The organism is Carnobacterium sp. FSL W8-0810 (genome assembly GCF_038007125.1).
Classification (GTDB): Bacteria; Bacillota; Bacilli; order Lactobacillales; family Carnobacteriaceae; genus Carnobacterium_B; species Carnobacterium_B inhibens.
In genome coordinates this window covers 438,556-458,188 of the sequence record NZ_JBBOWO010000001.1, presented here as the reverse complement: position 1 = coordinate 458,188, position 19,633 = coordinate 438,556, and the positions used below count along the sequence as shown (strand labels likewise).

The following is a 19,633-nucleotide window of genomic DNA, read 5'->3' as shown; positions in this document are numbered from 1 at the left end:
AGTTATAAGATTTGAAGGTTAATCTAATGCAGTATTACTCTCAGATAGGAAGCAAATGACTAATAAGAAAGGAGAACAAATGCATACAGTAATTAATTCTAAAAAGAAATTGAAAAAAGAGAAGGTTAGTTTCAAAACTAAGTTGAAGAATTTCTTTAGTCAATGGCAAATACAAGCTATGGTTATTCCTGGTATTTTATTCATGTTTGTTTTTACGTATATTCCAATTTATGGGTTAGTTATAGCTTTTAAAAGCTATACTGTAATCGACACTTTGCAAGATGCCCCATGGGTGGGATTAGAAAATTTTAGAATTATTTTAAGTGATCGATATTTTATACAATCTGTTATCAACACTTTGGGGATTAGTTTATTAAAACTGGCTATTGGATTTTTCATACCTATCATATTAGCGATTATGATATTTGAAGTTAAATCAGGACCATTAAAGAAACTAGTGCAAACGATTTCTTATTTGCCGCATTTCCTTTCCTGGATCATTTTAGGGGGAATGTTGATCAGCTGGATGTCAACAACAGGTTTAATGAATCAGATTTTATCTATGGTGGGTTTATCGCAAGGTGCCAATCATTTACTAGATGCCGATAAATATTGGTTGATTGCTGTCTTTTCAGATATCTGGAAAGAAGCAGGTTGGGGAACTATTCTTTATCTAGCCACAATGGCCAAAATTGATCCAACTTATTATGAAGCTGCTAGAATTGATGGGGCTAATAAGTTTAGTCAAATAAAAAATATTACTTTACCAATGCTGGTTCCTATTATTTCATTAAACTTGATTTTAAATATTAGTGGATTATTAGGCTCTAATTTAGATCAGACGTTAGTCTTGATGAATTCTCAAAACCAAGCTAAATCTGAAGTTATTAACTCTTATGTTTATCGTATGGGTCTTGTTCAAGGAGATTTTTCTTATGCAACAGCAGTTGGATTAGGCATATCCGTCATATCAATTATTTTACTTGGTATTACTAATATGGCTACTAAAAAAATGAATGATGGTCAATCTGTTATTTTCTAGAAAGGAGCGAATAGATTGAAGAAAAGTCAAACCGGAGTAAAAGTAAAAGAAGGCCGTGTATTTAATGTTATTAATATGACCCTATTGATTGCGTTCTCGTTAATTATCGTGATTCCAATTTGGAATGTCATTGTTTCATCATTTAGTTCTGGACAAGCTTTAGCAGAAGGGAAATTTTCATTCTGGCCATCAGAGTTTACTTTAGAAAATTATCAAGCTGTTTTCAGGGATACGACTATATGGAGAGCATTCTTTATTTCTATCGCCAAAACTGTAATTGGAGCCGGATCACACGTTTTATTCTGTTCAATGGTTGCCTATGGTTTAAGCAAACGAAGATTAATTGGTCGAAAGTTTTATACAACTGTGGGAGTAATTACATTGTATTTCGGAGGTGGTATGATTCCCGTATACTTGCTTATTCGCTCGTTAGGTTTATTAAATAGCTTCTGGGTCTACATTATTCCTAGTTTGCTAAGTTATTATGATGTAATTATTTTAATGAATTTTTTCCGGGATGTTCCTGCTTCATTAGAAGAATCAGCTAAAATAGATGGAGCAAGTGACTGGAAGATTTTCACGAAAATTTTTCTACCTCTTTCAAAACCTGCTTTAGCTACTATTACTCTATTTAATGGTGTTGCTCAATGGAATGATTTTATGACTACAAAAATGTATATCACAGATAAAGCATTGTATCCGTTACAAATGAAAATTTATGAAATTATAGTAGAGTCACAAATGTCTGGAATGGAGAACATTGTGACAGATGCTGTAGTCAAAACAACAACAAGAGGTGTGCAACTTTCAACAATTGTCATTACGACTATTCCAATTCTTTGCATATATCCATTACTTCAAAAATATTTTGTGTCAGGAATGATGGTAGGAGCAGTTAAAGAATAAAAAAAAAGGAGAATAAGGATGAACTCAAAAAAGAAAAAAATATTTGGTGCTTCATTATTGGCGTTATCACTATTAACTTTGGGGGCTTGTGGAAATAATGAGGAAGAAGCCACTGAAGATTTTTCAATCGAAGATCGTTATGAACTTGATGCTTCCACTCCTGCTTGGAAGTTAGATACAAAAGAAGATAACAAATTGACTTGGTATATTAATGCAGACTGGTTGCAACTTGAGTTTGGCGAAGATATGACAACCGCAAAAATTAAAGAAGATTTAAACTTAGATGTAGATATCGTTACAGGGGATGACACTAAGTTAAATACAATGTTTGCTGGAGGAGATATGCCAGATATCATTACTTTAACTGATTCTACCTCAACCACAGCAAAAAAAGCTGATACTTGGGCTTATCCTTTAACAGAACTAGCAGAAAAATACGATCCTTTCTTTAATGAGGTAGCTAAAGAACAAACCATGAATTGGTTCCAATTAGAAGATGGAAAAACTTATGGTTATCCTAACTTCTCAAATACAACTGAAGATTATGAAGATGGCATTATGCCGGTTAATACGAATTTTATTATTCGTAGTGATGTTTATGAAGCTTTAGGCAACCCCTCTATAGGAACACCTGAAGAATTTCGTGATGTTATGCAACAAATTAAAGACAAATACCCTGAATTGGAACCGTTTGGCTTTAATCCAGTAGGCAATGATGTTGGTTCTTTGGGAGATGTTCTTCAGGACTTCATTGGAGTACCTCTAGAAGATGAAAATGGAGAATTCTATAACCGTAATTTAGATGAAGATTACTTAACATGGCTTAAAACAATTAATGAAGTTTATCGTGACGGCAATATCAGTGATGATAGTTTTTCAGATGATGGTCCAACTTTTGATGAAAAAATCAAATCTGGTAACTATGCTACATTATTTGTTAATGGTGTAAGTGGATTTGGAGGACATCTTCAAACATTTATGAATAATAATCCAGGTGTTGAATATATTGCAATTGATGGCCCTCAAAGTACCGAAGGAAACCAAATTAAGCTAAACCAAACAGGATTATCAGGATGGATGGTTAACTACATTACAAAAGAATCAACAGATCCTGCTAAAGCAATTCAATTGTTCACCTACTTGTTGTCAGATGAAGGTCAAATTTTAACTAAATATGGTATTGAAGGCGAAACGTTTGAATACAATGAAGATGGATTAATTGAAATGCTTCCTGAAATTACAAAATTAAAAGAAGAAAAACCAGAAGAATATAGTAAAAAATACCGTCTGAGTGAGATTTTATTCTTTAATCATGATAGAGCTAATACATTAAAAGTACCAGATGAAAAAGGACCATTAACTCAGCTTCAAGAATGGGGTAATGGGAAATTGTATCCACATTATGTAGTTGAGAATGTAAACCCTGACCAAGGAACAGCTGAAGCGAGAAGTTACGATGCTATTAAAACAAATTGGCATACTTCATTGATCAGTATGATCCGTTCTAAAAGTGAGAAAGAGTTTGACAGTAATTTAGAAGCCTATGAAAAGTTCTTGGATGATAATAATTGGGATGATATTGTTAAAATTCAAAATGAGAAGATGGCTACAAATAAAGAAAAATTAAGTCTATCAGAAGAATAAGAATTAAACACAAAAAAAGGGGAAACCCTTTTTTTGTGTCACTCTAAAAGGAGAGAATCGAAATGCTAGGTTTATTTGATATTGATGGTCCATTATTTACATTATTAAACCGCATTGCGAGCATGTTTATTTTAAATATGTTATTTTTAATCAGCTGTCTTCCAATTTTTACTATAGGTGCGGCAGTTACTGCTTTAACGAGAGTTAGTATAAACTCAATAACGGATGCTCATTTATCCGTTACAAAAGAGTATATTAAAGTTTTTAAAGAAAACTTTAAAGACAGCACTGCTTTATTTTTTATTGATATTCTAATCGTTTTACTTTTTATGTTAACTTTCTATTATATTGGCGGTCTTCATTTGTTTATAAAGGTTCTGCTTTTATTAATAGGGGGAACAATGTTGTTGTATTTATTGTATCCCTTAGTTCTGCAAGGGGTTTTTAAAAATAGCTTAAAAAGGACAATGAAAAATTCGTTGATTTTTTCATTAAAATATGTAGCTGAATCTATTCTGATGTTTATAGAAGGTTTAGTTATTTTAATATTGTTGCCATTGTTTATACCAAAGAGTATTTTATTAGTTGGTTGTTTTGGGTTTGCTGCAATGGCTTATTTACAAGCTTTTACTTATAAAAAAATATTTTCTGATTTTATTGAATAAACCTATATTTTGATTGTAAAGATAAAAATTTAAGAAAGGAGGGGAAATAGTGGTAGGAATTAAAGATATCGCTAAAGCGGCAAATGTTTCGATTTCTACAGTCTCATATGCCTTGAATGATAGCCCAAAAGTAACAGCTTCTACACGTGAACGCATTTTGGCAATTGCAAATGAAATGAACTATATTCCCAACATGGCAGGACGAACGTTGAAGCGTCAGAAAACTAATATTATTGGGATTTATTTAACTGATTTTGGAGGATCTTTCTATAGTTCTTTATTGGAGGGGATTAATAAAAATCTTGTGAAACACGGATATGATATGATTGTTTGTTCTGGAGCTAAATCTCATCTGTTTTTACCAGAGAAATTAATTGATGGAGCCATCATTCTTGATGTGACTTTTTTGGACAAAGAAATAGAGCAGTATGCAGAAAGAGGACACCAAATCGTAGTTTTAGATCGTGAGCTAGAACATAAGAATATTTGTCATGTTTTATTAGATAATAAAGCAGGAGCAACACTAGCTCTTGATTATTTGTCGCGTCAAGATTTGAAAAAATTATATTTGATGACAGGGCCTGAAAAGACTTATGATAGTGATGTACGTTTGGCAACTGCTAAAGAAGAATTAGACCGATTTGGTGAAGTAGATTATGAAATTATAGTTGGAGATTTTACTAAATCAGCCGGAATTGAAGCAGCTAAAAAAATTGTCGATGAATGGCAAGAACCAGTAGGCGTTTTTTGTTTTAATGATGAGATGGCTATTGGAATGTATGATTATTTAGAGCAGTCTGATTTAAAAATAGGAAAAGACATTTGTATTATTGGTTTTGATAATTCTGAGGTTAGTAAATACCTTACCCCAAGATTGGCTACGATTGACTATTCTATGTATAAATGGGGAGCAATAGCGGCGAATAAAATTGTGAACCTTTTAAATAAAGAATCAGTAAAAGATGAAATTATTTATACTTCTTTAATTCCAGGTGCCTCTGTTGAACCTTGAATTTAACATACTAAGAAGGAGATAAGGATGATAGAAGAGCTTCAAGACCAATTAAAAAATTATACACCCGAGTTAACTAAATTAGTAGACTTTGATTTGTTTTGGGAGCAAACCAAACAAGAACTGAAGGGTATTCCATTAAATATTCGATGTGATTTATCTGCATATCCAAGTAGTGAAATAGAAGTATATAATATCAGTTGTCAGAGCTTATTCAATGAGACTTTAAGAGGTTGGTATATTTTGCCTAAGCAACGAAAACAAAAGATTCCTTGTGTAATTGAGTATCGAGGGTTTATGTCTTGTGTTGGACAGCCTATGCAATATTTAAATTGGGTAACTATGGGGTATGCAGTATTAGTTTTAGATATAAGAGGACAGGGAGGACAGACTAGCGATACACATCCTTATCCTGCTCCTTATTTACCACATTTACTTACGCATGGTTTATTAGATCAAACCATTTATTATCAACGCCGTTTGTTTGCAGATGCATTAAGAGCAGTAGATGTAGCAGAGGCTTTGCCTGATATTGATAACCGGTATATTGTTTTATCTGGAATTAGTCAAGGTGGTGCTTTAGCAATGGCAGCTGCTTCTTTAGCGGGGGAACGAATTTTTATGACTTTTGCAGATGTGCCAAGTAGTTCGGATGTTTTTCAGCGGATTAAAGAAGAAAAAGGCAGCTTTTCTGGGATAGCTGATTATTTAAGGCTCTACCCAGATGACTTAGAGCAAGTGATGAACGTTCAAACTTACTTTGATACGATGAACATGGCTGAATGGATTAAATGCCCTGTTGTAGCTTCTGTGGCCGGGAAAGATCAAGTTTGTCCTGCAAAAAATTATTTTGCAACATATAATCGAATCAAAAGCCAAAAAGAACTTTTTATTTATCCTTATAATGGTCATGAAGGTGGAGGAGAAACTCATATCCTAAAAAAAATGCATATCTTATTTGAGCGCATCTCGTATCATGTTAAAAAATAGTCTATTTAAATCCAAACTCTTTGGGATGTAATGTGAAACCATCTGCTCCATATTCAATAGTGAATATCGAGCAGGATAAATTAGAAATTAGTTCAGAAGAAGTTGCTTACAATAATTCTGATTTTTTAGCATCGTATGAGCTTTTACAAGTGCCAGACCGTCATTTGATTACCAGAGTATTTCATGGCAATCAATTATAAAAACCAAATGAACAAGAATTCAAAAATTTTTTTTATAGTTTTAGTAAGTGTATTGCTATACGTCTTTATTTGTTTGTATGGTATAAGCGGTTTTATGGCGATGGTGCTATAAAATTGCTTTTTTTGCTTTAATAATAGAAATTATCTTCTATGTACGTTCGTTTAAATAATCAGCTGATAATTTCTATAAATTCCTGTGTTTATGAATATATTCATTAAAAAACGTATAAAATCGTTTGTTTATTCTAAATTCGCTTTTATATTGTATGTTTATGTTTATTCTTGTATGATAGTAAAAAGTTTTAAATCAGCAGCTTACCTTTAAAGTAGGTATATGTTGAATAACAAAAAATAAAAGGTGGCTATGTATTTATATGAAAAACTGGATAACAGAAAAGCATCAAAAAGAAAGTTTAATTGCATTAAAACGCTTGATCGATATTCCATCTATTAATACAGCAGATGGAACCAACTTTCCTCCATTTGGAAAAGCAATTGAAGATTGTTTGACAGAAGCATTAGTGATTTGCGAAGAATTGGGAATGACCACCTATCATGATCCAGCGGGTTTTTACGGCTATGCAGATTATGGACAAGGGGAAGAACTAGTTGGTATCCTTTGCCATTTGGATGTGGTACCAGAAGGGAATTTAGCGTTATGGGAAACAGATCCTTTTGAAGGAGTAGTAAAAGATGGTGTGATTTATGGCCGTGGAAGTCAAGATGATAAAGGCCCTACAATTGCTGCCTTATATGCATTTAAAGCAGTTCTTGATGCAGGATTAACCTTTAATAAACGAATCCGATTTATATTTGGTACAGATGAAGAAACACTTTGGCGTTGTATGGATCATTATAATTTAAATGAAGAAGCTCCAACAATGGGATTTGTTCCAGATGGAGTATTTCCATTAACGTATGCAGAAAAAGGATTGCTGCAAGCTAAATTAATAGGTCCTGGAAGTAAAGAACTTAGTTTGAATTGTGGAGAAGCCTCTAATGTTGTTCCTGGAAAAGCGAGTTATACTGGTCAAGAAGCAGCAGAAGTTGCAGGAACTCTTGAAAAACTAGAAGTAGATTTTGAATTGGTCAATCAAACGATCACTGTAAATGGAAAAGCGGTTCATGCGAGTACAGCCGGTTTGGGGATCAATGCTATCAATCAGTTAGCTCGTGGTTTAGCTGCACATTACCCACAACCAATGTTGAAATTTTTAGCAGAAAAAGTCGCTACAGAAACAAATGGTTTTAGTATTTTTGGTGAAGTCAAAGATGAGTTGACTGGTGAGCTGACTTTTAATGTAGGTAGTATTAAAATAGATGGTTCTGGTTCTGAAATAATGCTAGATCTTAGAATTCCAGTTGAATATACGATAGAGGATATTGCTTTGACACTTGAAAAAGTAGCGGAAGAATATGGATTGATCTATCAAGAATATGATGCAGTTCCATCCTTGCATGTTCCTAAAGAAAGCCAGCTCGTTCAAACATTAACGACGATTTATCGAAATAAGACGGGCGATTTAACTGAACCCAGCACTAGTGGCGGAGCAACCTATGCTCGTAAAATGGCTAACATGGTAGCTTTTGGTGCCCATTTTCCAAATGGAAAAAGCTTAGCTCACCAAGAGAATGAAGGAATGAAATTAGAAGATTTATATTTGGCAATGGATATTTATGCTGAAGCGATTGCTCAATTATGCTGTGAAAAATAACTGAATAATTAGGAATCACTATAAAAATAAAAACAGGACTGGTTTTAAACCAATCCTGCTTTTATTTGTCTAATAATTAAAGTTCTTTTTCTAGAGCTTCAAAGGCATCAGCTGTAACTTTTTTCAATGTTGAAGCAGATAACTTCATTTTATCCATTTCAGAATCATTTAAAGGAATCTCGATGACACGTTGAATACCTTGACGGTTAATGATTGCAGGAGCCCCGATGAATACATCATCTTGTCCATATTCACCATCTAAATACACAGATAGAGGCAACACAGCATTTTCATCGTTAAAGATAGCTTTTGTGATACGAGCAAGGGATACTGCAATACCGTAGAATGTTGCTCCTTTTTTCTGAATGATATTGTAGGCTGAATCGCGTACACTGAAGAATACATCTACAAGTGCTTTTTCATCTGTTTCAGGATTATCTTTGATCCATTCATTGATGCTTAATCCAGCAATATTTGCATGAGACCATACAGGGAATTCTGTATCTCCATGTTCTCCTAAAATGTAACTGTGGACGTTACGTGTGTCAACGCCAGTTAATTCTGCTATTGCTTGACGGAAACGAGCAGTATCTAAAGAAGTACCTGATCCAATAACTCTATTTTTAGGTAGTCCAGAGAATTTCCAAGTCGCATAAGTCAAAATATCTACGGGGTTTGTGGCTACCAAGAAGATACCATCAAAACCACTAGCCATAACTTGATCTACAAGACTTTTGAATATTTTTAAGTTTTTTTGTACTAAGTCTAATCGAGTTTCGCCAGGTTTTTGCGCAGCTCCAGCTGTAATCACAACTATATCTGCATCATGGCAGTCGCTATAAGATGCTGAATAGATTTTTTTAGGTGAAGTAAAGGCTAAAGCATCTGATAAATCAATAGCGTCTCCTTCAGTTTTATCCGTGTTAATATCGATAATACCTAATTCTTGAGCAATATTTTGGGTTACGAGGGCAAAAGCATAACTAGATCCAACAGCTCCGTCTCCAACTAAGATTACTTTTTGGTGATCTTTAATTTCATGTTCAGTCATAATATAACAAACTCCTTTATGAATAATATTCTTAACAAAGATAGTGTAACACTTAACAAACTTTTTGTAAATCAAAAAATGAAAATAAATGAAAAGTTTGTAAATGTTGATACAAAGGTTTTCTTAAAATTTTTCTGACATGTGAATAAAAGTTCTATTTTAGGCGTAGATAAATTGGACATCTTTATTTTGTTAATAAGATAAAGTACTCGGCCGACTGCAATTATGATCAGTTTAACTAGTTAAACTCCATTTGCTTCTATCATACAACTAATGTAGGTCAATTCAAAATGAAAAGTAATAAGGATATGAAAACTTGGGAATAGAAAGATTAGAATCTGATATAAAAATTTTTGAAGAAGAAGTCGGTTAAGGTTAAACTTTAGAGAAAAAACAACTAAATTGTGTTATACTGTATGAAATTGTTACTGGACGAAAAAATTTTCGTGCGGCACTTTTTTGCGTAAAAAAAAGAGTCGTCTTTTACGATAGAAATAGTAGCAAAACAACCAACGGGAGCGTACTAAATAATGAAAATGATTGTTGGCTTGGGAAATCCCGGCTCAAAATATAAAGAAACAAAACACAATATTGGTTTTATTACACTAGATGAATTCGCAGTTCAACACAATATGGCATTCAATAAAACAAAATTTGAAGCTGTATATGCAGAGGGCTTTATTGGAACGGAAAAAATACTTTTAGTAAAACCACAAACATTCATGAATGATTCGGGAAGAGCTGTACGTCCGCTTATGGATTATTTTAATGTAGAATTAGAAGATTTGGTTGTGGTTTATGATGACTTGGATTTGCCAGTTGGAAGATTGCGCTTGCGTCAAAAAGGCAGTGCAGGAGGACATAATGGAATCAAAAGTATTATTCAACATATTGATACAGCAGATTTCAACCGGATTCGAATTGGAATTGATCGTCCTATGGGGAAACAAACGGTTGTTCAACATGTACTAAGTGGTTTTCCTAAAAATCAGCATGAAGAATTACTGATTGCAGTAAAAGATAGCGTAGCAGCTTTAGATTATTGGATAGAAGGACATCCGTTTCTAGATGTCATGAACCAATTTAACAAAAAAAAGAATGCATAAATGGTTAGAAATTAAAAAGAAATTGAAATTTTAAAAAGTAGTGAAGCCCAGAAAAAATCTGAGCTTCTTTTATTCATTTCATTAACGATTTACAATCAAAAAATAAAGGGAAAAGGAGTTCTTACGGTGGGAGATATAAAAAAATTATTAGCTAATACACCAGACGTTGGGGCTTTATTAAGTCAAGTAGACCAACATCAAGCTCAATTGGTAACCGGACTATCGGGATCTGCAAGAACATTAGTTTTGAGTACGCTGGTGTCAGAAAAGAAAAAACCGGTTGTGATAGTGACACATAATTTATTTCATGCCAATCAATTGATGGAAGATTTTTCAGATTGGGTACCTGAAGATCGACTACATCTATTTCCGGTCGATGAGATGCTTTATGCAGAAATGGCAGTTGCCTCTCCTGAAGCACGTGCAGAACGAGTAGCGACATTAGATTTTTTATTATCTGATAAATATGGTGTCGTGATTGTACCTCTTGCTGGAGTACGTAAATTATTGCCACCCAAAGATATTTGGACGGCAGCTAAATTTACGATTAAACAAGGCGGGGAACTTGATCTAACAAATTTGGCTCAAAGATTAGTAGATATGGGGTATACTCGCCAACAATTGGTTAATAGTCCAGGTGAATTTAGTATTCGTGGAGGAATTGTTGATATTTATTCTTTAACAGAAGAGTTCCCTATCCGAATTGATTTGTTTGATACTGAAGTAGATTCATTGCGGTATTTTGATGCCGCTACACAGCGTTCGATTCAGACTATCGAAAAAGTAACGATTCTTCCTGCAACGGATACGCTTTACACAAAAGAACAATTGATAGCTGCAGCACCAAGATTTAGTAAAGCTGTTGAAAGAAATTTAGGCTTGATCCAAGATGCCTCAGATAAACAAACTTTTATGAAGCAAGTAACGCCAATTTTGGATGCATTTCAACGAGGGGAACCCGTAGACGAATTAACGATGTTTACAGATTTTATTTATCCTGAAAAAAACAGTGTGTTGGATTATATGAGTAAAAAAAGTATTGTCGTGATGGATGAATACCCTAGAATAATGGATACCGATCGTCGTTTAAACGAAGAAGAAGCTGAGTGGGTAACAAGTAAATTAAGTGAAAGACGCATTCTGCAAAACCAAATCTTTTCAAACAATTTTCGCGATCAGTTGAAACTGTTAAACCATACGATCTTATACTTTGCTGTTTTCCAAAAAGGCATGGGCAATACTCGATTCAATCATATACATGCTTTTCAATACCGAAATATGCAGCAATTTTTTGGCCAAATGCCTTTATTCAAAACAGAAATGGATCGTTGGATAAAACAAAAAAATACTATTATTATTACAGTCCCTACAGCAGATCGTGCTAAAAAAGTACAACAAATATTCAAAGATTTTGAGATAGACAGTAAAATAGTCAAGCCTGGCAGACTTGAACTTGAAAAAGTTCAAATAGTGGAAGGATATGTTCAATCAGGTTTTGAAATGCCAACTGATAAATTAGTGGTCATTACTGAACGAGAATTATTTAATAAAGTGACTAAAAAAACAGCTAGACGTCAAACGTTATCTAATGCGGAACGACTAAAAAGCTATAGCGAACTGAATCCTGGAGATTACGTTGTTCATGTTAACCATGGGATCGGGAAATATACAGGAATGGAAACTCTTGAAATCAATGGTATCTATCAAGATTACATGTCGATTATTTATAAAGATGATGCGAAATTATTTATTCCGGTAACGCAGCTTAATTTGCTGCAAAAATATGTTTCTTCTGAAGCAAAAACGCCTAAAGTGAATAAACTAGGTGGAACAGAATGGGCTAAAACAAAGAAAAAAGTAGCCACTAAAATTGAAGATATTGCAGATGAATTGATTGAATTGTATGCTTCTAGAGAACAAGAAGTAGGCTATGCCTTTTCTCCAGATGATGCCTATCAAGAAGAATTTGAAAATGCGTTTCCTTATACGGAAACAGATGATCAATTACGCAGCACTGCTGAAATTAAACACGATATGGAGCAGAAAAAACCAATGGACCGCTTGCTTGTTGGTGATGTTGGATATGGGAAAACAGAAGTCGCTATGCGGGCGGTATTTAAAGCTGTTCAAGAAGGCAAACAAGCAGCCTTTTTAGTGCCGACGACAATTTTAGCGCAACAACATTATGAAACGATGTTGCAGCGATTTGCTGATTTCCCAATCGAAATCGGTTTGCTGAGTCGTTTCCGAACAAAGAAACAACAAACTGAAACCATTGCGGGTCTGAAAAAAGGGCAAGTCGATATTGTTATTGGAACGCACCGTATCTTATCAAAAGATATCGAATTCCAAGATTTAGGATTATTGATAGTTGATGAAGAACAACGATTTGGTGTGAAACACAAAGAAAAATTAAAACAGCTGAAAGCACAAGTTGATGTGTTGACATTGACTGCCACGCCTATTCCTAGAACCCTTCATATGTCAATGCTGGGTGTGCGTGATTTATCTGTTATCGAGACTCCTCCGGCAAATCGGTATCCAGTCCAAACATACGTTATGGAACAAAATCTAGGCGCTATACGTGAAGCGGTTGAACGAGAAATGGCTCGAGGTGGTCAAGTGTTTTACTTGTACAATCGTGTAGCTACGATTGAGAAAAAAGTAGATGAGTTGCAGCAACTGATACCAGATGCAAGGATCGGTTATGCACATGGACAGATGTCAGAAGGTCAACTTGAGAATACTTTGTTCCAATTTATTGAAGGAGAATACGATATGTTGGTGACCACTACGATTATTGAAACAGGTGTCGACATGCCAAATGTAAATACATTATTTGTTGAAAATGCAGATCATATGGGCTTATCACAGTTGTATCAATTACGAGGTCGTGTTGGGAGAAGCAATCGAGTTGCCTATGCTTATTTCTTATACCAACCGAATAAAGTATTGAATGAAGTCAGTGAAAAAAGATTGCAAGCCATTAAAGATTTTACGGAATTAGGTTCAGGATTCAAAATCGCCATGCGTGATTTGTCGATTCGGGGAGCAGGGAACTTATTAGGGTCTCAGCAGCATGGATTTATTGATTCAGTTGGATTTGATTTGTATTCTGAAATGTTAAGTGAAGCAGTAGCTCGCAAACGAGGAATGGATGCAAAAGAAGAAAAAACGCAAGTGGAAATTGATTTAGGAATCAATGCGTATTTACCAGGTACGTATATAGAAGATGAACGTCAAAAAATTGAAATTTACAAACGTATCCGAGAATTGAGATCTCACGAACAGTATGTTGAATTACAGGATGACTTAATTGATCGTTTTGGGGAGTATGCGGATGAAGTAGCAGACTTATTAACGATTGGATTAATCAAAATGTATGGCGAACGTGCATTGATAGAGACAGTAAAACGGACAGGTGAAGAAGTTGAGTTGATATTTTCTGTTATAGGTACTCAGTCGCTGCCTGCAGAAGAAGTATTCAGATCGTTAAGCGAAGTACCTTTAAGAGCAAATGTAGCTGTGAAAAAAGATCGGTTGATTGTTACACTGCAATTGAAAAAAGAACCAACATATCAATGGTTGGGATACATTCAAAAGTTTGCACAAAACATTGTAGACTATCGCACTAAAGAAGCGGACTCATCCAAGTTATCTGAAAATTAAAGAATTGAATCAGGTAAGATAAGCGAGGGCAAAAGAAATGGAAAATCAACAAATGAAAAAAATGATGAATGGGGCCGTTATTCTTTCAGTCGCAGCGTTTATTGCTAAAATTTTAAGTGCTGTTTATCGAGTACCTTTTCAGAATATGGTCGGAAATTCAGGTTTTTATGTATACCAACAGATCTACCCTATTTATGGAATTGCCATGACGGTAGCATTGAGCGGCTTTCCTATTTTCTTATCAAAGTTAGTTGCTGAAACGTCTACAACGCATGAAAGAAAAAATCTTTTAAAAAAATCATTTGTGTTGTTGAGTATTTTTTCAGGAGTATTCTTTTTAAGTATTTATTTTTCAGCCTCTCTAATTGCCACTTGGATGGGTGATGTTAAATTAGAGCCTATTATCCAAACTGTTTCATGGTTATTCTTACTTATTCCATTTTTAGCCACCAGTCGAGGGTACTTTCAAGGCACCTTTCGAATGTTGCCGACAGCTGTTTCTCAAGTGGGGGAACAATTTGCGCGGGTGGCTGTAATCTTGATAGTGGCTTATTTGTATACACGGAATCAATGGGATGAATACCAAATGGGAACAGCTGCAATGAGCAGTTCATGGGCAGCTGGTTTAGTAGCCTGTTTCATCTTAGGTATAGCTCTTTACAAACAACAAAAAACAAACTTAAGGCAAAATTCAAAACCTCTACCTTCTTTAAATGAAACGTTGAGTTATAAAACGATCGCAAAACGTTTTTTTACAGAAGGTGTCACAATGTGTTTGCTGAGTGCTTTATTGATTCTTATGCAATTGATTGATTCTTTCACTTTGTATAACGGATTGCTAGAAAAGGGATTGAGCACGTTTGAAGCAAAAAATATCAAAGGGATCTACGACCGTGGACAACCATTAGTTCAACTAGGTATGGTAGTAGCCACAGCTTTCTCAGCTAGTTTGATTCCTTTGTTGAGTAAATCTTTTGCACAAAATAATAAAGCAGCCTTTTTTCGCACAGCACAATCTTTGATGCGTATTACTGCAACATTTGCTATGCCTGCCACTACTGGAATCATCATGTTGATGCCGTATTTAAATCTCACGTTATTTGGTGACACCGACGGAAATATGGTGTTAAGTCTTTATAGTGTCTCTATTCTGTTAACTTCTTTAATTGGAGCATATAATGCTATTTTTCAAAGTCAAAACAAGCACCAAAATGCTTTAGTGAGTTTAATGATTGGGCTAGGGATAAAGATAGTACTGAATGAATGGTTTGTTGAGAAGTATGGAACACTTGGTTCAAGTGGAGCTACTATAGTGAGTTTATTCGTTATTCTATTAGTCATGTGGTTTAATTCACCAAAAGAATTAAAAGAAAGTTTATTAAAGAATAACTTCGGTTGGAAATTAGTGCTAAGTTGTGGTGTAATGGCTATTATAGTATGGGTGATCATGCAATTAATTGGACAAAATGCTCTGATTGAAGAAAGTCGTTTAGCTGCTTTTGGGTATACATTAGTAGGTGCAGTCATAGGGGTTGGTGCTTTTTTACGAATGATAATCAAATGTAATTTGTTGACGCTTCGTGAATGGCTGTCTCTTCCTTTTGGTAAAAAATTATTAAGAAAGTAGGCAAAATGAAATGGGGAAAATTAAGGTAGTTGGGCTTGGTCCAGGAGATATTGAACAGCTTCCATTTGGAGTCTATCAATTACTGAAAAAAGAAAAACCATTGTATCTACGAACTAAATTACATCCAGCAGTAGGTGATTTGGAAAAAGAAGGAATCATTTTTCAATCTTTTGATGCAATTTATGAAGAAAATGAGCAATTTGAAGATGTTTATAAAATTATTGTGGAAAATCTATTAGAGACTGCCCGACAAGAAGATATTATCTACGCTGTTCCAGGACATCCGATGGTAGCTGAAAAATCAGTTCAATTGCTGTTGGAAAATGAAGAAGGTATCTTAATCGAAATCAAAGGCGGAAAAAGTTTTCTTGATGATCTTTTTCAAGCGGTAAAAATCGATCCAGTAGAGGGTTTCCAATTAGTAGACGCATTAGATCTGAATCAAGATGAATTAGAAGCCAGTCAGCACATTATTGTTATGCAGGTATTTAATGAATACATTGCCAGCGAAGTTAAATTAACCTTAATGGAAAAATATCCCGATGAACATCTTGTAGCTTTGGTACATGAAGCTGGAAGTAAAACAGAAAAAATCGAATGGTTGCCATTATTTGAAATGGATCGAATGGAAGGTGTCCATAATTTGACCTCGTTATATGTTCCTCCGTTACCTATAGATGAGCGGACAAAATCATTTCAGACTGTCCAGCATTATATGGATGCTATTACAGGAGAAAATGGCGATGCTTGGATAAAAGAACAAAACCATGAGTCTTTAGTTGCTTATATGGAAGAAGAAGTACTAGAATTTAAAGCAGCAGTTGAAAATGATGATATTGATAATATGGTGGAAGAGTTAGGCGATGTCTTGATGCAAGTACTCTACCACACAAACTTTGGCGAGCAGTCAGGATACTTTTCATTTGAAGAAGTGATTGAGACCTTAAATAAGAAGCTTCGTCGCCGTCACCCGCATGTTTTTGATGGCATTAAAGCAGAAACACCAGAGGAAGTCGACGCAATTTGGCAAAAAATAAAAGCTGAAGAAAAGAGGAACAACGAATGAGACTAGACAAATTTTTAAAAGTATCCCGAATCATCAAACGCCGTACGATTGCAAAAGAAGTAGCAGATAAAGGCCGTATTCAAATCAATGGCATACCAGCTAAATCTTCTTCTGTTGTTAAGGTAGGCGATGAGTTAACTATAGCTTTTGGAAATAAAACGTTAGTAGTTAAAATTGATAAAATCGTTGAGACAACTAAAAAAGAAGAATCAAAAGATATGTTTAGTATAGTAAGTGAGACCTATAAAGAAGAACCAACTAATTAAATATAGAACACAGAAAAGTATAAATAGTTTAGTTGATTTTAGCTGATATATAGACAAAGTAACTGCTTTCTTGCTATAATCATTTTATAATGTGGGAATAGAAGGTGAGCGTTTATTATGAAGAAAGAAAACACAACGAATATTGCTAAATTAACTAACGAGTATACCCATAATAAAACACTTCAAGTTCTTCGAGAGCGTAAGCATAAACGCTACATGCGTAGAAGAATCACAGTCATACTTGCTGTCAGCGTTTTCTTCGTATCAGGATTTGCCATCAATATATGGACAAATACTCAAACCATTTCTCAAATGGAAGTAGAAAAAGAAGAAGCTCAAACTGAATTAAAGTTAGTTGAAAAAGAACAAGAAGATTTAAATAATCAAATCAGAAAATTAGAAAATGAAGAATACATTGCTAAAGTAGCACGGAGTCAGTATTATTTATCTGAAGATAATGAAATTATTTTTAGTCTGCCAGAAGATAATGCAGCAAATGGTATTGAAAAACCGAATGACTCTGAAAAAGAGTAGATTAATAGGTATAAGTTAAATCATTGCTTTAAATTTAAGTTTATAAAATTAAATAATCGTTTTATGTCACAAGATATCATGGTATAATAACCGTACAAGTTTTAAGGAGGAAGCAATTTTATATGTCAATTGAAGTTGGAGAAAAAGTTACAGGTACAGTTTCAGGAATTACGAATTTTGGTGCGTTCATCGATTTAGGTGATAGAAAAACAGGTTTAGTTCATATTAGTGAAGTTTCAGATAGCTTTATTAAAGATATCAAAGACGTGTTAAAAGTAGGAGAACAAGTTACTGTTAAAGTAATGTCCATTGGAGATGACGGTAAGATTGGTCTTTCAATTAGACGTGCGGTAGATAAACCAGCTGAACCAGCTGCACCTGTTCGCGAAAGAACCAGCAGTTATCAAGGTCGTCGCGATAGCAATAGCACTAATAGTAGTGGTCGTAGCAGCAGTGGTTACCAAAAAATTGATCGTGGAGCAAGAAACGCAGGACCGAAGAAAGAAGACTTCGATTCTTTGATGAGCTCATTCTTAAAAGATAGTGACGATCGATTAACTTCTCTTAAGCGCAATACAGAAGGCAAACGTGGCGGACGCGGCGGACGTCGTAACTAAAAAATAAGGTGAAAGGATAAGGAAACTTATCCTTTTTTATGTTGTAACAAATAATAGTGAATCCCTCAACAGGCAAGGGTAGAATAACCAGAATTAATGTAAAGGAGCAGTTAAAATGGATATGTATGCTGAGTTTTTAGAGAAATGCCAAAACAATCTCTATTGGAATACGACAGATCGTTTGCTGCTGGCTGTATCTGGTGGGGTAGATTCTATGGTGCTGTTAGACTTGATTCAACGGTTGCCAAGCTCCCTTCGACCTTGGTTTGGAGTTCTCCATGTAAATCACGAATTGAGAAAGGCTTCTATAGAAGAAGAACACTTTATTTTTGAGTATTGTATCAAAAAAAATATCCCTTTTTTTTCAAGAAAGTGGGATATAGATACTCATCCTGCTGAAGGAGTAGAAGCAGCTGCCAGAGAATTCAGGTATACTTTTTTTCATGAAATGCTAGAAGAACAACAAGCGACTCATCTGCTTACGGGACATCATAGGGATGACCAAGCAGAAACTATTTTGATGAGATTGGTTCGCGGAGGTCAATTAGAAAGTATTTCAGGAATAAAAAAGCAACGAGTATTTCACGGGAAACAATTGATTCGTCCGTTATTAGATTATGATAAGGAAAGTATCTACTATTATAGTCAAGAACAAGCATTATCCTTTTTTGAAGATGAAACAAATAAAAGTTTAGATTACACGAGAAATCGATACAGGCACCAAATCGTTCCATTGCTAAAGAAAGAAAACGCTCAAGTGCTGACCCATTTTTCTGATTTCTCATCTGATTTATTAGATTTGATTCAGTTAGCTGAAAAAGATATCAAAAGAAATACAGCAAATGTCTGCATTCAAAAAGGTATTAACAAATGGGAATTGGATATTCCGTTGTTTTTAACCTTTGAACCGGCTATGAGGCGTCAAGTTATGCAACTTTTATTTAATCAAGTATTCGAGACAGAAGTTCATCCTGTTGGAAGAAAGCACCAAATACAAATGATCCATTTAATAGAAAGTATCAAGCCAAATAGTCAGGTAGATTTGCCTGGAAATTGGGTAGGTCAGAAATCTTATCAAAAACTTTATTTTTTTAAAAGAACAGCCAAATTGGAAGTTAATACAAAAAAAATAGAGCAAGAACTTTCCTTGAATTTAGGGAAATGGATACAATTGCCTACAGGAGCTCGAATAGGATTATTCGAAGCTGATCAAGCATTGACTATTAAAAATAAAGATGCCCAAGTTATATGGTTAAACCCTTCTAGTATCAGTCTTCCGCTGCAAGTCAGAAATCGAAAAGCGGGAGATCGAATGACGTTAAAAGGACTAGAAACTGGGAGCAAAAAAATTAAAGATTTGTTTATTGATCAAAAAATCCCGTATGATAAACGTGAAGAAGCTATTATAGTAGCGGATAGCAGGGGAGAAATCATTTGGTTAGTAGAATATAAGGAATCAAGATTGTCTATTGTGCCAGAAACTGATAAAATACATTACATACTCATTTATGAAAATAATTAAG

16 protein-coding genes are annotated in these 19,633 nt (G+C 34.5%); 15 read left to right on the top strand and 1 reads right to left on the bottom strand.

Going from position 1 to position 19,633, the window contains the following annotated elements; translation table 11 throughout:
* Positions 1-79 precede the first annotated feature (79 nt).
* The 7 genes from NST49_RS02245 (at position 80) to NST49_RS02215 (ending at position 8,174) form a co-directional block, all read left to right on the top strand.
* Positions 80-1,042 carry an ABC transporter permease gene (locus tag NST49_RS02245; RefSeq protein ID WP_350452419.1) on the top strand — a complete coding sequence of 321 codons (963 nt, stop codon included), beginning with the start codon at positions 80-82 and terminating at the stop codon, positions 1,040-1,042.
* A 75-nt stretch (positions 1,043-1,117) separates the two neighbouring features.
* Positions 1,118-1,948, top strand: coding sequence for a carbohydrate ABC transporter permease (locus NST49_RS02240; protein WP_251166261.1), 831 nt, complete (start codon positions 1,118-1,120; stop codon positions 1,946-1,948).
* Between the two features lie 18 nt (positions 1,949-1,966).
* On the top strand, positions 1,967-3,592 hold the full coding sequence (locus NST49_RS02235) for a sugar ABC transporter substrate-binding protein (RefSeq protein ID WP_341046803.1): 1,626 nt from the start codon (positions 1,967-1,969) through the stop codon (positions 3,590-3,592).
* Between the two features lie 62 nt (positions 3,593-3,654).
* Positions 3,655-4,257, top strand: a complete 603-nt coding sequence (locus NST49_RS02230) for a YesL family protein (RefSeq protein WP_251166247.1) — start codon at positions 3,655-3,657, stop codon at positions 4,255-4,257.
* A gap of 49 nt (positions 4,258-4,306) precedes the next feature.
* Positions 4,307-5,269, top strand: coding sequence for a LacI family DNA-binding transcriptional regulator (locus NST49_RS02225; protein WP_341046801.1), 963 nt, complete (start codon positions 4,307-4,309; stop codon positions 5,267-5,269).
* Between the two features lie 27 nt (positions 5,270-5,296).
* Positions 5,297-6,259: an acetylxylan esterase gene (locus NST49_RS02220; protein ID WP_341046799.1), complete on the top strand. Its 963-nt coding sequence runs from the start codon at positions 5,297-5,299 to the stop codon at positions 6,257-6,259.
* 574 nt (positions 6,260-6,833) lie between these two features.
* Positions 6,834-8,174, top strand: a complete 1,341-nt coding sequence (locus NST49_RS02215) for a M20 family metallopeptidase (protein WP_341046797.1) — start codon at positions 6,834-6,836, stop codon at positions 8,172-8,174.
* A 76-nt stretch (positions 8,175-8,250) separates the two neighbouring features.
* On the opposite strand, the gene NST49_RS02210 is transcribed toward NST49_RS02215, so the two are convergent.
* Positions 8,251-9,225 (bottom strand): L-lactate dehydrogenase, encoded by a 975-nt coding sequence (locus NST49_RS02210; RefSeq protein ID WP_251166251.1) that lies wholly within the window; start codon positions 9,223-9,225, stop codon positions 8,251-8,253.
* 530 nt (positions 9,226-9,755) lie between these two features.
* Here NST49_RS02210 and pth point away from each other — a divergent pair.
* The 8 genes from pth to tilS all read left to right on the top strand — a co-directional run bounded on the left by pth (position 9,756) and on the right by tilS (position 19,632).
* Positions 9,756-10,331 (top strand): aminoacyl-tRNA hydrolase, encoded by a 576-nt coding sequence (pth, locus tag NST49_RS02205; RefSeq protein ID WP_251166252.1) that lies wholly within the window; start codon positions 9,756-9,758, stop codon positions 10,329-10,331.
* A gap of 126 nt (positions 10,332-10,457) precedes the next feature.
* The gene (mfd, locus tag NST49_RS02200) at positions 10,458-14,000 is read left to right on the top strand and encodes a transcription-repair coupling factor (RefSeq protein ID WP_341046795.1); all 3,543 of its coding nucleotides are present in this window, start codon (positions 10,458-10,460) and stop codon (positions 13,998-14,000) included.
* A gap of 37 nt (positions 14,001-14,037) precedes the next feature.
* Complete coding sequence (locus NST49_RS02195) at positions 14,038-15,627, top strand: putative polysaccharide biosynthesis protein (protein WP_023176642.1); 1,590 nt, start codon at positions 14,038-14,040, stop codon at positions 15,625-15,627.
* Between the two features lie 10 nt (positions 15,628-15,637).
* Positions 15,638-16,693, top strand: coding sequence for a MazG nucleotide pyrophosphohydrolase domain-containing protein (locus tag NST49_RS02190; RefSeq protein WP_341046791.1), 1,056 nt, complete (start codon positions 15,638-15,640; stop codon positions 16,691-16,693).
* Positions 16,690-16,959 carry an RNA-binding S4 domain-containing protein gene (locus NST49_RS02185; RefSeq protein ID WP_341046789.1) on the top strand — a complete coding sequence of 90 codons (270 nt, stop codon included), beginning with the start codon at positions 16,690-16,692 and terminating at the stop codon, positions 16,957-16,959. The genes NST49_RS02190 and NST49_RS02185 overlap by 4 nt, the downstream gene beginning before the upstream one ends.
* 117 nt (positions 16,960-17,076) lie before the next feature.
* A complete protein-coding gene (locus NST49_RS02180; protein WP_023176648.1) occupies positions 17,077-17,493 on the top strand; it encodes an FtsB family cell division protein in 417 nt (138 codons plus the stop codon).
* Positions 17,494-17,615: 122 nt separating this feature from the next.
* Complete coding sequence (locus NST49_RS02175; RefSeq protein ID WP_341046788.1) at positions 17,616-18,110, top strand: S1 domain-containing RNA-binding protein; 495 nt, start codon at positions 17,616-17,618, stop codon at positions 18,108-18,110.
* 115 nt (positions 18,111-18,225) lie between these two features.
* On the top strand, positions 18,226-19,632 hold the full coding sequence (tilS, locus tag NST49_RS02170; protein ID WP_341046786.1) for a tRNA lysidine(34) synthetase TilS: 1,407 nt from the start codon (positions 18,226-18,228) through the stop codon (positions 19,630-19,632).
* The last annotated feature ends 1 nt before the right edge of the window (position 19,633 follow it).

What these genes read in the sequence shown, in the direction of transcription:
- NST49_RS02245 (WP_350452419.1), top strand. Translation starts at nt 80, where the DNA reads ATGCATACAGTAATTAATTCTAAAAAGAAATTGAAAAAAGAGAAGGTT.
- NST49_RS02240 (WP_251166261.1), top strand. Translation starts at nt 1,118, where the DNA reads ATGACCCTATTGATTGCGTTCTCGTTAATTATCGTGATTCCAATTTGG.
- NST49_RS02235 (WP_341046803.1), top strand. Translation starts at nt 1,967, where the DNA reads ATGAACTCAAAAAAGAAAAAAATATTTGGTGCTTCATTATTGGCGTTA.
- NST49_RS02230 (WP_251166247.1), top strand. Translation starts at nt 3,655, where the DNA reads ATGCTAGGTTTATTTGATATTGATGGTCCATTATTTACATTATTAAAC.
- NST49_RS02220 (WP_341046799.1), top strand. Translation starts at nt 5,297, where the DNA reads ATGATAGAAGAGCTTCAAGACCAATTAAAAAATTATACACCCGAGTTA.
- NST49_RS02215 (WP_341046797.1), top strand. Translation starts at nt 6,834, where the DNA reads ATGAAAAACTGGATAACAGAAAAGCATCAAAAAGAAAGTTTAATTGCA.
- NST49_RS02210 (WP_251166251.1), bottom strand. Translation starts at nt 9,225, where the DNA reads ATGACTGAACATGAAATTAAAGATCACCAAAAAGTAATCTTAGTTGGA.
- pth (WP_251166252.1), top strand. Translation starts at nt 9,756, where the DNA reads ATGAAAATGATTGTTGGCTTGGGAAATCCCGGCTCAAAATATAAAGAA.
- NST49_RS02195 (WP_023176642.1), top strand. Translation starts at nt 14,038, where the DNA reads ATGGAAAATCAACAAATGAAAAAAATGATGAATGGGGCCGTTATTCTT.
- NST49_RS02190 (WP_341046791.1), top strand. Translation starts at nt 15,638, where the DNA reads ATGGGGAAAATTAAGGTAGTTGGGCTTGGTCCAGGAGATATTGAACAG.
- NST49_RS02185 (WP_341046789.1), top strand. Translation starts at nt 16,690, where the DNA reads ATGAGACTAGACAAATTTTTAAAAGTATCCCGAATCATCAAACGCCGT.
- NST49_RS02180 (WP_023176648.1), top strand. Translation starts at nt 17,077, where the DNA reads ATGAAGAAAGAAAACACAACGAATATTGCTAAATTAACTAACGAGTAT.
- NST49_RS02175 (WP_341046788.1), top strand. Translation starts at nt 17,616, where the DNA reads ATGTCAATTGAAGTTGGAGAAAAAGTTACAGGTACAGTTTCAGGAATT.
- tilS (WP_341046786.1), top strand. Translation starts at nt 18,226, where the DNA reads ATGGATATGTATGCTGAGTTTTTAGAGAAATGCCAAAACAATCTCTAT.